This is a genomic window from Pseudopedobacter beijingensis (assembly GCF_042678145.1).
GTDB classification, from domain to species: Bacteria; Bacteroidota; Bacteroidia; order Sphingobacteriales; family Sphingobacteriaceae; genus Pseudopedobacter; species Pseudopedobacter beijingensis.
Window position 1 is genome coordinate 99,948 of the sequence record NZ_JBHUDG010000003.1, and the last position, 14,176, is coordinate 114,123.

Annotated in this window: 10 protein-coding genes; 1 reads left to right on the forward strand and 9 read right to left on the reverse strand. The window is 37.4% G+C overall.

Features of this window, described 5'->3' with window-relative positions; genetic code table 11:
* Position 1: 1 nt before the first annotated feature.
* From ACFSAH_RS02525 to ACFSAH_RS02560, 8 genes are all read right to left on the reverse strand, one after another.
* Positions 2–1,186: a cytochrome c oxidase subunit II gene (locus ACFSAH_RS02525; protein WP_379661118.1), complete on the reverse strand. Its 1,185-nt coding sequence runs from the start codon at positions 1,184–1,186 to the stop codon at positions 2–4.
* 27 nt (positions 1,187–1,213) lie between these two features.
* Positions 1,214–2,449: a quinol:cytochrome C oxidoreductase gene (locus ACFSAH_RS02530; protein ID WP_379661119.1), complete on the reverse strand. Its 1,236-nt coding sequence runs from the start codon at positions 2,447–2,449 to the stop codon at positions 1,214–1,216.
* A gap of 16 nt (positions 2,450–2,465) precedes the next feature.
* Positions 2,466–3,056, reverse strand: coding sequence for a c-type cytochrome (locus ACFSAH_RS02535; RefSeq protein ID WP_379661120.1), 591 nt, complete (start codon positions 3,054–3,056; stop codon positions 2,466–2,468).
* A complete protein-coding gene (locus ACFSAH_RS02540; protein ID WP_379661121.1) occupies positions 3,040–3,576 on the reverse strand; it encodes a DUF3341 domain-containing protein in 537 nt (178 codons plus the stop codon). The genes ACFSAH_RS02535 and ACFSAH_RS02540 overlap by 17 nt, the downstream gene beginning before the upstream one ends.
* A 5-nt stretch (positions 3,577–3,581) precedes the next feature.
* Positions 3,582–5,051, reverse strand: coding sequence for an NrfD/PsrC family molybdoenzyme membrane anchor subunit (gene nrfD, locus ACFSAH_RS02545; RefSeq protein WP_379661122.1), 1,470 nt, complete (start codon positions 5,049–5,051; stop codon positions 3,582–3,584).
* A 24-nt stretch (positions 5,052–5,075) separates the two neighbouring features.
* Entirely contained in the window at positions 5,076–8,063 is a 2,988-nt protein-coding gene (locus tag ACFSAH_RS02550; protein ID WP_379661123.1) for a TAT-variant-translocated molybdopterin oxidoreductase, read from the reverse strand.
* A gap of 48 nt (positions 8,064–8,111) precedes the next feature.
* Positions 8,112–9,443 (reverse strand): c-type cytochrome, encoded by a 1,332-nt coding sequence (locus ACFSAH_RS02555; RefSeq protein WP_379661124.1) that lies wholly within the window; start codon positions 9,441–9,443, stop codon positions 8,112–8,114.
* Positions 9,444–9,685: 242 nt separating this feature from the next.
* The gene (locus tag ACFSAH_RS02560; protein WP_379661125.1) at positions 9,686–10,666 is read right to left on the reverse strand and encodes a deoxyhypusine synthase family protein; all 981 of its coding nucleotides are present in this window, start codon (positions 10,664–10,666) and stop codon (positions 9,686–9,688) included.
* Positions 10,667–11,182: 516 nt separating this feature from the next.
* Between ACFSAH_RS02560 and ACFSAH_RS02565 the strand changes: the two genes are divergently transcribed.
* Positions 11,183–12,319 carry a BamA/TamA family outer membrane protein gene (locus ACFSAH_RS02565; protein WP_379661126.1) on the forward strand — a complete coding sequence of 379 codons (1,137 nt, stop codon included), beginning with the start codon at positions 11,183–11,185 and terminating at the stop codon, positions 12,317–12,319.
* A gap of 980 nt (positions 12,320–13,299) precedes the next feature.
* Here ACFSAH_RS02565 and ACFSAH_RS02570 read toward each other — a convergent pair.
* Positions 13,300–14,169: a PorP/SprF family type IX secretion system membrane protein gene (locus tag ACFSAH_RS02570; protein WP_379661127.1), complete on the reverse strand. Its 870-nt coding sequence runs from the start codon at positions 14,167–14,169 to the stop codon at positions 13,300–13,302.
* Positions 14,170–14,176 lie beyond the last annotated feature (7 nt).

Consider the following 14,176-nt stretch of genomic DNA (forward strand, 5'->3'; position numbering starts at 1 on the left):
CTTAGTTGTTTAATGCAATTTTGTTACCGATACCGTTGCTTTCTTTTTCAAGAGCCAGCTGGTATTCTTTGATCATATCTTCGGTTACAATAGGCTTTTGCTCTTTTAACCATTTTTGATACTCTCCCTCACTAACAATCCTTACCACAAACTTCATATTATAGTGAGAACCTCCACAAATTTTAGCGCACAATAAATTGTAATCAAAATTAGGATCGTTCAACTTTTCTCTCATTTCTGCAGTAGTAATATCTGGAGTAAACTGGAAGAATGTTGGCATACCAGGTACACAGTTCATCTGAACCCTGAAATGTGGCATATAAAAACTGTGCAATACGTCTATTGAGGTTAAACTAAATCTTACTGGCTTACCTACCGGCAATACAATTTCATTAACCGTTAAATCGTCGTAGTTTCTTTTATCAGACAAATCCAGACCAAGTGCATTCAATCCATTTAAGCTACCTATCAACTTAAAGTTTTTCTTACCATTCTCGTTATCAGCACCTGCGTATCTCACATTCCATTTAAACTGTTGTGCTGTTACATCAACTTTTATAGCTTTTGCTATCTGGTCATCTGTAAGGTTAAAAATACCTCTCCAGATAAAGAAACCCATTAATACTAATATTGTTAAAGCAATAGCAGGAATAATAGTCCAGTATTTCTCTAAAGTATTGTTATGTGGGTAGAAAAAAGCTTTTTTGCTTTTCTTGAATTTATATTTATAAGCAAATATAAATAGTGCAATATGCGTTAATACAAATACTATAGTAGTAATAATTACAGTAGTATTAAACATAGTGTCTACTGCTTTACCATGTTCTGATGCTGCCTGAGGTAATATTTGAGAACCGTGAACAGAAAAAGACCAATAAGCTCCGTATAAACCAATAATTAATGCTGCAACAAACATTACACCATTAAACTTGTTCCAGGAGATTCCTTCTTTTTTTCCTTGTATCTTTTTAGTCAGCTCGTAAACTTGCAGTACCTTTCCTATGATACCTATGAACATACAAGCTAAAAGAAACAACAGAACATAGTAAGATACTACTTTACCTAAACCTTCATGTTTTGTTGCAGCGTCCACAGCTTCTTGAGCCATCACTGAAGTTACCGACAATGTCAGTAACCCAGTGAAAGATAATGCTGTTCTAAAATTTAAATACTTCTTTATATTCATTTTATTTTTAGTAGTACCAGATTTCTATTAAATGTGGTGATGTACACTTTCTTCTAAGAACGGGTGGTTTTTTGGAGCCAAAGCCACTTTACTTAATGTATTTAACATTAAATAAGTAAATAAGCCCACAAAACCTAAGAATATACCGATTTCTATTAGTCCAAAACCTCTGTGTTCTTCAACCGTTCCTGGCATAATCATCATATAATAATCTAACCAGTGTCCACATATCAGTAATATTGCAACACACAAGATTACGTTCATTTTACGTTTAGCATCTCTGGTCATTAAAATTAATAACGGAGATACAAAGTTAAGAATTAGGTTTAACCAAAACCAAGGTAAATACTCAGGTTCGAACCTTTTGTAGAAATACACTGTCTCCTCAGGCATGTTTGCATAGTAAATCAACAAAAATTGAGCAAACCATACATAAGTCCAGAATATAGAGAAAGCGAACATAAACTTACCTAAGTCGTGAATATGGTTTTCGTTAATCCATCCTAAATATCCATTTTTCTTTAAAAGAATAGTAACAATGGCTATCGCTGATAAACCTGCAACCCACATAGCCGCAAAATTGTACCAGCCAAACATAGTAGAAAACCAATGAGCTTCTAATGACATGATGGTATCAAATGCCCATATAGGTGTTGTGAAACCAAAGATTACCAAAAATATAGCTGAATTTTTGATACTTCTTTTATAGCTTGCTAAGCCGCCATCCAAATCTTCATTGTTAGAAAGCTTTGGCAATAAATAAGCAAAGAAGCTATAAACACCTAAGAAGATAACCAATCTGGTCAGGAAAAAAGGAATATTTAAAAAACTTACTTTACCTGCTATAATAGCATCATAATTGGGATGACCAACCTCTGCTATACCTTCGTGGTTCCAGTGATTATATAAATTATGTGTAAATAAACCTGCTGCAGCTACTATTATTAAAATAATGCTGGCAATAGGCAATACTTTAGAAAAAGCTTGTGGTATTCTAAGCAATCCTGCAGACCATCCTGCTTGGGCTACATACTGTACCGCCAAGAAAAATGTACCTGCTGCACAAACACAAGCAAAATAATAAGCCATTAATAATAAATTGGCAAATGTGCGTTGTGCGTGATGATTAGCACCGTCCTCGGTTATGAAACCGTAAGCAATAGCAACAATACCGATCAAAATTGCTACTAAACTATACGTTTTAGCTTTTCCTGAGAATTCGTATTGTTCCGAAAAATTATGCGTATGACTGTGAGTTCCCATTTTTATTTTTGATCAATTAATGTTGTCCGTTTTGTAATTGTTTAACATACATTACTACTTGCCATCTTTCTTCTGGAGAAAGCTGAGAAGCGTAAGATCCCATCAGGTTTAAACCGTACTCAATAGTATGGTAAATCTGACCGTCTGTTAAATCTTTCATTAAACCACCTCTTGAAGAGTTTCCTGTAGCATAAGAAGGTGGTGCTGGGAATTTACCCAATTCTACTATATGGCCGTTACCTGTACCATCCACTCCGTGACATGGTCCACACATGGCAACATACATCTGTTTACCGTGAGCCAGGTTTTTCTCATTTGCTTCCAAAGGATTTACCGCTGCTTTAGAAGCATGGAAACCATCCATTGTATTTGGATATTCAAAACGAGTATAACCTACCGGAACAGTACCTGCTGGAGGTGTCTGAGCAGTCTTACCGTCAGCAAAATTCGGATTCTTTTGATCCGGGTTATAAGCAATAGGCTCGTACATGTTTGGTGCAAACTCTAATCCGGTACTTCTCTTATCCTTACAAGAGCTCAATATAGCTACAGTACTAAAAGCTATTAGTGCTAAACTTAATATACCGGTCTTATTCATAGCTAACATATTTTCTATCGTTGTACTTAACTTCTACTGCACCAGTTTCTTTAAACAAAGAATCTAATTTCTCGTGATCTGTGTTTTCAGCAGCATCTACTGCTAAAACAAAACGGTCATCAGTAGCTCTAAAATCCATCACTCTTGGTGCTCTTCCCGGAAAAAGATGCGTTCTATAGAAGAAAGTGAATCCCATTCCGTAAGCTGCAAATAAAACTGTAAGCTCAAACATAATAGGAATAAAATCCGGAAAAGCAAATGCAGGTTTACCACCTATATTCATCGGCCAATCATAAACCAAAGTGTAGTACATTAAACTGAAAGCACAAATAGTTCCAGTAATACCAAATAAGAATGCAACGATTGGTAAACGACTTCTTTGAACACCTAACTTATCTTCTATACCGTGAATAGGCATAGGAGTAAAAGCGTCATAGATCTTAATATTATTTTTTTGTAAAGCATCGATACCTGACATCATATCATCAGGATCTGCATAAGATGCTAAAATATATTTAGTGTTGCTCATTGTTATTATTTTGCGTAATCTGCTTGGTTAACACTATCAAATTTGGTTAAAGACTCTTTGTAGTATTCAACCTCCTCTGGTTTAAGAACTCCCTTTTCAATTAATGCTTTCTTACTTTGCTCTGATGATGATTTCACCAACAATTTCACCTCAGCCATCGCAACTGATGGTAAGACTCTAATGAATAACAGGAACAAGGTAAAGAACACCCCAATTGAACCTATAAATAATGATATATCAACCCAGGTTGGATAGAACATTGCCCAACTTGATGGAATATAGTCTCTGTGTAACGATGTTACGATAATTACAAAACGCTCAAACCACATACCTATATTTACGATGATAGACAATATCCATGACACCGCTATATTGGTTCTGATTTTAGAGAACCAGAACAACTGTGGAGTAATTACGTTACAAGTCATCATACACCAGTAAGCCCATGCATACGGTCCTGATATACGATTTAAGAACGCATATTGCTCGTATTCCACACCAGAGTACCAAGCAATAAACAACTCGGTTAAATAAGCAACACCTACGATAGAACCAGTTAAAACAATAATCTTGTTCATAGATTCAATGTGGAACATGGTGATGTAGTTTTCTAAACCTAATACTTTTCTAGTGATCAGTAATAGAGTTTGAACCATGGCAAACCCTGAGAAAATCGCCCCTGCAACGAAATATGGAGGGAAGATTGTGGTGTGCCATCCTGGAATTACCGAAGTAGCAAAGTCAAAAGATACAATAGTGTGTACCGAAAGTACAAGAGGTGTAGAAAGACCTGATAAGATCAAACATACTGCCTCAAAACGTTGCCATGTTTTAACAGAACCTGTCCAGCCGAAAGAAAGAACAGAATAAACTCTTCTTCTTACACCGGTTGCTCTATCTCTGATAGTAGCGATATCTGGCAATAAACCAATGTACCAGAACAATAATGATACAGAGAAATAAGTAGAAATCGCAAATACGTCCCAGATCAAAGGAGAGTTAAAGTTAACCCACAATGAACCAAACTGATTTGGAAGCGGGAACACGAAATGTGCCAACCAGGGACGTCCCATGTGTGCCACAATATATGTAGCAGCACAAATAACGGCAAAGATTGTCATCGCCTCTGCAGAACGGTTAATGGAGTTTCTCCAGTTCTGACGGAATAGTAATAATACTGCGGAGATTAACGTTCCGGCGTGACCGATACCTACCCACCAAACGAAACCGGTGATATCCCATGCCCAACCTACTGTTTTATTCAATCCCCATGCACCTATACCATTCCAAAATGTATAACTAATACTAACTACCCAAAGCAAAGCACCCGCAACTGCTACAATGAATCCAATCCACCAAGCCTTGTTTGGTTTATTTTCTACTGGTAGAAGAACCTCGTCTGAAATTCTTCTGTAGGTAATGTCCTTACCAGTAATTAACGGTTCTCTTAATATCGATTCGTGATGAGATGCCATATTTTTTTTCTAATAATATTTAAATTAAGCCTCCTGTAACCCTGTATTCGTAACTTTTGTCATATAACCAACGCCTGGTTGAACGTTGATTTCTTCCAACACGTAGTATACTCTCTCATTTTTCAATGCCTTAGATACTTCTGAATTAGGGTCGTTGGCATCACCAAAAATAATTGCATTAGACGCACAAGTTTGCTGACAAGCCATTTTGATATCTCCGTCACGAAGCTCTCTTCTTTCCATTTTTGCTTGTAGCTTACCTGCCTGAATACGTTGGATACACATTGAACATTTCTCCATTACCCCACGGAAACGTGTAGTAACATCCGGGTTCAGTACCAATTGCGTAAATTCATTGTTCAGGTAATTATCAAAACGTGAATCATTCCAGTAGTTAAACCAGTTGAAACGACGTACTTTGAACGGACAGTTGTTTGCACAATATCTGGTACCCACACAACGGTTATAAGCCATGTGATTTAAACCGTCTGAAGAGTGTACTGTTGCCAATACCGGACAAACAGTCTCACAAGGAGCATGGTCACAGTGCTGACACATCATCGGCTGATGAACAACAGAAATGTTCTCCATTCTACCTTCGATCTTATCAATCTCTTTTTCTTCAGTAATTGATTTACCCTCTTCGTTGAAAGTATAGTAACGATCTATACGTAACCAGTGCATTTCGCGACGACGACGTACTTCATCTTTTCCTACTACCGGAACGTTATTTTCTATGTTACAAGCAACAATACAAGCTCCACAACCAGTACAAGCATTCAGATCGATTGCCATTACCCAGTTATTTCCTGGAGTTTCGTATTTTTTCCACAAATCATACGTTGCATGATGATTATGCGGATTACCACTTGATGGATCTTTTTTATAGTCAGCGAAAGAAGTTTCTCTGATTACATTTCTACCTTCGTAAGAATGGTGAGTTTGAGTCTGTGCCAACTCATAGTATCCAGAAACTTTTTCTATAGTTACAGTTGATACCCCTAAGAATGGATAAGCATTTTTACCTAATCCTGTTCCTACTTTACCTGCTTTCTCTCTACCATAACCTAAAGCAATAGCCACAGTTTCATGTGCCTGACCAGGTTGTAACAACAAAGGTAATTCTACCGAGTAATCGCCACCTGTTACTTTCACTAAACTGTTTTCTTTCAATCCTAATTTCTCAGCAAATTTAGGGTTTACAGCAGCATAATTATCCCAGGTTACTTTAGAGATAGGATCTGGTGTTTCTTGCAATACAGGGTTGTTAGCTTGTTCGCCAATCCCCATGACACCTGTATATAAACAAAGCTCAATAGCATCTGTAGTTTTATATTTAGAAGCTAATGATGATGCTAAGGCATCTACACTGCCACTAAAGCTATAAGAAGATGCTGCTTTTGGTGCTGTTAAAACAAAACCAGTTTGCAACACGTCTTGCCATGTTTTTCCTGATCCCGGAAGAATTGCTGATTCCCAGTTATTTTTCACGAAAGTATAATAATCAGGAGTAGTACTTTCTGCCCATACCAACAAACTTTCTTCAGCTTGTCTGGTATTGTAGATAGGATTAATAGTAGGCTGAACTATTGTATAATACCCAGACAACGCATTCGCATCGCCCCATGCTTCCAAAAAGTTATTATTTGCTGCAACAACATTAGATAAAGCCGCAGTTTCATCCTCTCTATCAGCAAAAGAAACTTTCAACGCTACTTTAGCTAAAGCTTCCTTAACTGCATTAGTATCTGTATAAGAGTAAGCCGGATTAGTATCCAGGAAGAACACTGCACCAACATTACCTGCTTTTGCATCATTCAATAATGCAGCAAAATCTGTATCGTTACCTGTAAATTGGTTACTTGGGTTATCTAAATCTATTGTAGATCCATAACTACCTAAAACACTGTTAATGGCATTAACCACACTCTGTATTTGAGCATCGTTAGAACCCGCAACCACCAACGCAGAACCTTTAGCCGCTAATAATTCTTTAGCTGCTAATTTCACAGCTACATCTGCAGCTGGGTTTGATGCAAGACTAGCGCCTGCTACCGATGTCCCTGTTAATGCAGCATATAATGCCAATGCTGCTGCAGCTTCTTGTGAAGGCTTTATAACTATCCTTGAATCTGCCGCAGTACCAGTTTGAGACAATATTGACTCGAACTGAATATGTCTTGACATTTTTTTGCCTTCCAAAGACTTGTAGTTTCTGTTTTTAAAGTACTGAGTTGCGTACTGTGATGGAGAAATCCAAGATCCAAGGAAATCAGCACCGATGCTTACAACTACCTGTGCTTTTTCAAAATTGTATTGAGGAACAACTGCTTTACCAAAACTGTCGGCATTCGCTTTGATAATACCAGCAAAAGAAACCGCATCGTATGTTACGTGTTTTGTACTTGGGTATTTAGCAGCAAATTCAGCAATTACCTTTTTAGTCGAGGGACTATTAACCGTAGAACTTACTACTGCAATAGTTTTCCCCGCTGCCTGAGCTTTTGACAACTCAGCCTTAACATATTTATCAACATCTTCCCATGACGCATCGTTTCCGTTTAACAATGGTCCGTGAAGCTTAGAATTGTCATAAAGATCTAAAACAGAAGCTTGTCCCTGAGCGCTTAATCCCCCAAAATTGATAGGACAAGCTGGATTACCTTCCAGTTTGATAGGTCTACCTTCTCTAGTTTTAACTAAAACACCAGTTCCTTTAAAAGAAGAGGCGTAATAGTTAGGCACACCAGGAGTTACATCTTCTGGCTTGATAAGGTATGGAATAGATTTTCTGACAGGAGCTGTTGTACATGCAGCTAAAGAAACTGCACCTATACCAAATCCCATAGTCTTCAAAAAATCACGACGTGGAGTAGAAGCTTTCAATCCTGAACCTTCTAATACTTCTTCGATAGGAAGCGGTTCAGCAAATTCGCCTTTGTTTTTCTCAACGAATTCAGGAGTTTTATTTAGCTCCTCTAAACCTTTCCAATATTTCTTTGTGCTTTCCATTTAAGCTATATAAGACTTATAGTTTACTCTAATTACTTAACCAATTAATTAATAGTGACATTTACCACACTCTAAGCCTCCTAAGACAGCTGCTGTGATTTTTTCACCTTTCTTAATTTGTTCGTGTGCCGCGATAACCTTATCGTAAAACGCATTATCTTTATGGTTCACCTCTGTCTCTCTATGACAGTTGATACACCATTTCATCGTTAATGGAGAATATTGATAAACTTCCTCCATAGTTTCGATAGGTCCGTGACATTTCTGACACTCAATACCTGCAACGTTTACGTGTTGCGAGTGATTGAAATAGGCCAAATCCGGAAGGTTATGAATTCTAACCCACTCAATTGGTCTTGGATTTTCACCATATTTCTGAGTCTCAGGATCGTAATCCAGTGCCGCATAGATTTTTTTGATTTCCGGAGAAATCTCACCATCATATTTATCTGTAGCCTGTACATACTTATGACAGTTCATACAAACATTTAATGAAGGAATTGATGCGTTTTTAGATTTCCATGCACCTGTATGACAGTATTGACACTCTATTTGATTAGTTCCTGCGTGTAACTGGTGAGAGAACTTAATAGGTTGTACCGGCTGATACCCTTGTTGTATACCCGTATTCCACATTACCGAAGTACTGTAAGCACCAACAACAACCAACAACACAATCACAGAGAAGAATACTGCTTTCTTGTTTTTCAAGAACTTTCTTACGCCAGCATAACGATCTTTCGCTTCTGCCTCTTCTTCTTCCTCGTCTAACAATAAAGCCTCGCCTTTGTTCAGCAGCAAACGCTCTAACGTAGATATCACTCTGTTTAAGACCAGAATAACGATCAACGCAATTGCTATCACCGCCACTAATCCTGCAATCATTAATCCACTAACACCTGTATCAACAGCAGCTTCAGCAGCACCTCCCGCAGCAGGTTTTTCCGCTTTTTTAGCCTCTTCTGCTTTCACGAAAGCCAGGATGTTATCAATATCCGCATCAGATAACTGAGGGAACGGTGTCATTGGCGCCTGGTTATACTCATTAAAAATCTTTACTGCAGCTGCATCACCAGCAGCAACCATTGCAGGAGCATTTTTAATCCATTTGTGTAACCACACCTTATCATGACGTTGATCAACACCCGCTAAAGCCGGCCCCATTACTCTTTTGTCTACAGCGTGACAAGAGGTACAGTTAGCCTTAAATAAAGCTTCACCGGCAGCCGCATCACCAACAACCGCCTCGGCACCACCTGCAGTAGCAGGCTCTTCAGCAGCTTCCTGAGCAACAGATACAACTGAGGCTCCAATAATGATAGCCGAGACTATCAGAAGGGATCTTACTAATTTTTTAAAATCAGATGAGAAGTTTCTCATATTGAGCTTGTTATACTAAATTTTTTAATGTTTCCTGATTGAAAATGCACTACTATTTCATTTTCGCACCACAAAAGTATAATTAATTACCTTTTGCCTGACAATTTGATGACCGATTTTCCTAATTTAAAACCATTCTAAACTAGTTGAAAATTAATCCTGAAATGATATAAAACACATTTTTCGGTGATTGACTCCGAAAAATGCATTTCAGGCAATTTGTTTTTTATATCTTTTTTTATTTATTGTTTCAACACCCAGGCAAAAATAAGCGGTGCTACTATGGTAGCATCGGACTCTACAATATACTTAGGCGTGTTTACGTCTAATTTACCCCAGGTAATTTTCTCATTAGGTACCGCTCCGGAATAGGAACCGTAAGAAGTTGTTGAATCAGAAATTTGACAAAAATAGCTCCAGAAAGGAATATTTTCCATTTCTAAATCCTGATATAGCATAGGTACTACACAAATTGGAAAATCTCCTGCAATACCACCCCCTATTTGGAAGAAACCAATACCTTTTCCTTCTGAATTTTTAGGATACCAATCTGCCAACCAAGCCATATACTCAATCCCGCTCTTCATGGTAGAAGCCTTTAACTCACCTTTTATGGTATAAGAAGTAAAAATGTTACCCATAGTAGAATCTTCCCATCCCGGTACTACAATCGGAATATTTTTTTCTGCAGCAGCCAGCATCCATGAATTTTTAGGATCAATTTCGTAATACTGCTCTAATACACCACTCAACAGCATTTTGTACATGTACTCATGTGGAAAATAACGTTCACCTGCATCTTCTGCCTTTTTCCATATCTCGAAAATATGTTTTTGTAATCTTCTGAATGCTTCTTCCTCTGGTATACAGGTATCCGTAACACGATTATAATGATCTTCTAACAAATCCCACTCGTCTTGCGGACTAAGGTCTCTGTAATTCGGAACTCTCTTGTAATGTGAATGCGCAACAAGGTTCATAATATCTTCTTCCAGATTAGCTCCGGTACAGGAAATGATAGCTACTTTATCCTGGCGAATCATTTCGGCAAGCGATATTCCCAGTTCTGCTGTACTCATAGCACCAGCTAATGTAATCATCATTTTACCACCTTCTTCCAGATGCTTTTCATATCCTTTAGCGGCATCCATTAAAGCTGCAGCATTGAAGTGCAGATAATTTCTCTCTATAAACTGTGATATAGGACCTCTTTGTACACTCATGTCATTAAATTTTTGGACAAAAGTAAGACTTTTTATCTTTTAACCACTATGAATGCAAGCACAAACATGGAACTCTGATGATCTCTGAACTTATGACCAATGAATTTGGGAGGATGAACGATGAATGATAAATCAGAAACATTCAACTCCCCTGATTTCCATTCTCCTTCTTCTTGCTTTATTAATGATAAACATTGAACCTACAAACAATGAGTTCCGGAAGATGAGCTGTAAGGGTTATTATTAATAATGGTGTTATAAAAGCACAGGAAAAACCGTATCAATAATTAAAGCTTTACTCTTTTTCTTTATTAAGAAAATGATGTTATCTAATGACAAGAACACAACTATCTAAGTGGCACTGAGGAGAAAGTACAGTACTGATATAGTGGAAGTAATAAGATTTAGAGGGTAATCAATAAAAGATTAAAACACCAACAACTAAAGTCTAAAATATTATATTTACAAAAAGACCGGTACGGAGAATATTGCCTATCAGTTTATTTTAACTATCTAATGAAAAAAGTACTTTTGATTCTTATCATTTGCAGCATATCTGTTCAGGCCTTTTCGCAAATGAGGTTTGTGAATAAGGTAATTAATCACTTTTTTCCGGAGGATACCACTCGTCACAATAGTTTTATGTTATTGCCTCTTGCCGGATATAATCAGGAGGCTGGATTTATGATAGGTGGAGCCGGACTTTATTCTTTTTACACAGATATCCATGATTTAACCATACGCCCCTCACAAGCCAGCCTTTCGCTGATGACCAGTACTAAAGGACAAACGCAATTGGGTTTTAAGTCTGACTTATGGTCTAAAAAAAACCTGTGGCACCAAATTTATACACTGCAGTTTTACAATAATCCGTTTAATTATTACGGAATTGGAAACGCTACTCTTGAAGCAGATAAAAACAGATTGAAACAACTGAAACTGAGAGCCAATGCAGAAGTTGAACGAAACTTCCTGAAAAATTATTACGCTGGTATTGGTGCTGAATATGAGTCTCATCAGTTTAAAGACAAAGATCCTGGAGGTATATTTACCCATTTACCTACGAGCGACCAGGAAGGGGGACAATTTCTTATATTGAAAATCACTCAGGTGTATGATTCGCGTAACTCAAACACCTATCCTACCCGTGGTTTTTTCGGAAAGTTAAAATATGGCTATGCTCCTGATTTTTTTGGAAAGGACAGGTTTCATGGTAACTTCTATTCGGCAGATATCAGGCAATTTATTCCGCTGAGGAAAGATTTGGTACTGGCCGGAAAATTACTTTTCGAGGGGCTAGACAGTAAAACACCTGTCCCTTTTTATGCCATGCGACAAATGGGGAATGACGAAATCATGCGTGGATATTATCTCGGCCGATATAGAGACAATTATTACCTTGCTATGCAATCTGAACTGAGGTACCGGTTTTCTGACCGGTTTGGAATAGTGGCTTTTGGCGGTGTTGGGAATGTAGCTCCACATGCAAATGAAACTGTTAAATCTTTAAAACCTAATTATGGTGTAGGCGGCAGGTTCTTTTTTGACCTGGATAAAAATCTAGCCGTACGACTTGATTATGGAATGGGAGAAAAAAGACCCGGCGAGAAACGTATATCTGGATTTTATTTTGCATTAAGCGAAGCTTTTTAAATGGAGAATAGCTGCAAAATCTTCTGTATAAATACAACCAGGCTTTCTATAAGTCAACTTTCTAAAAGATTATCCTAAAAAAAACAGGCGGTATAATAGGGGAATAATAAACGATGAATGGTGAATTCATTACCCCTGTACCATGGGCTATCAGCTATTAGCCATCTGTGAATATTCACGAAAAATAACCACTAATTATTAACACATTTCCTCTGCCAGAATTGATAACATTCCTAAAAGTGCAGGATTTTGCAATCTCAAAAGCTATTTATGAGAATATAAATAGTAGTATTTAAGTATAAATATAGAAGTACTAAAACAGAGTATTTATAGAGCTTTACCTCTATGAACCCTCTATCAACCCTCTATTATATCACTAATATCCCTCTTTAAAAAATTGCACAATAGGAACCTCCTGCTTCTTCCTTGTACATCATCCCGACCGCAGTGGAAGGATCTTCAGCTTTAAATAGCAGAAACTGGTTAAATGATGAACTTTATGAACTATGAATGGGGTTAAACTATGAACTGTTTTAAATAATGAACTATTGAATATTGAATCGATGAGCTATCCTTATTTATCTGAACCACGGATTATACAGGATTATTGGATTTCATAGCGTTCAAGCTTCCTTGTCATACCGACGACTGGAGGTATCTCTTTTTTCTCAGCAATATCTCTCGTTTGAATTAGTGATTCTGATATAGGAAGTTTCATATCAACTGGAACTCTTTAGTATAAAGACTTTTGAAACAGATCTTTCGACTCGCAAGCTCGCTCAAGATGAACTCCTGCTTCTTCCTTTTACGTCTTCCCGACCGCAGTAGAGGGATCTTCCAACTTTAAGTAGCAGCTATTATTTAACTATAAACCGGTTGAATGATGAATGTTGAGTTTTTAATGCTTAATGAATAATGAGGAACTATTCTTTATGAAATATGGAAAGGACTTTTGAAAAAAGAACTCCTTTCCATATTGTCTATTTTTTGCGTGGAGGAAACACATATCCCACCACTATATCAAATACGCCCCCACTAAAACTTCGGGTTTCTTTGGCTTCATTGCTATAATAAAATCCTAACCTGAAGTTCTTTTCTGTACGTACTCCAAAACCTCCTGTAAAGCTATTGGTACTATGGTAAACCGTATAAATATCTACTATATCCACTCCCCAGGCCATAGCTACATCCCAATTATCTTTACCTGTATCCAGATGTCTGTACCCTATTCGTGGCTTTAAACTAAAGTTATCATCAATATTGAAGCTATAAGCTAATGATGCGTAATAAAGACTTCTATCTACAGTAGCTATACGTCCGTAACGTTTATTATTGATGCTTAACCAACTAAATTGTGCTTCAAAAGATTGAAATGTATAGCCCACACCAAAATTCCCATCAAGGTAACTGCTCCTGTCATTATAGCCCATTAATAGTGGATCGTCCAGATCTCCTATTGCTTTATCTGCATCCAGCCTGTCGTCTGTCCAGCTCAATGACACCCCCAGTCTAAGTTTTTGTTTTTCTCCTAAGGGAAAATGATAAGCAAAGGTTCCCATGCCTTGCGTTTTACGCAACAAACCAGACTTGTCTGAAAACACATTTAACCCCACATAGGCTCTTTCGTTTAAAGGTGTACTACCTGATAATGATAATGCTTTTGGTGCCCCATTAATTTTATTCCATTGATTGGAATAGTTTAAATAAATACTGGTTGTTCCATCATTTCCTGCCATGGCCGGGTTAGTTTGATAAGGGTTTTGATATAACCTCCCCATTTGTCCAAACTGTTGAGGCATGGCTGCTTTTGCAGCCATTGCCATTATTATAATCAACATTATTTTCTTCATAGATGAT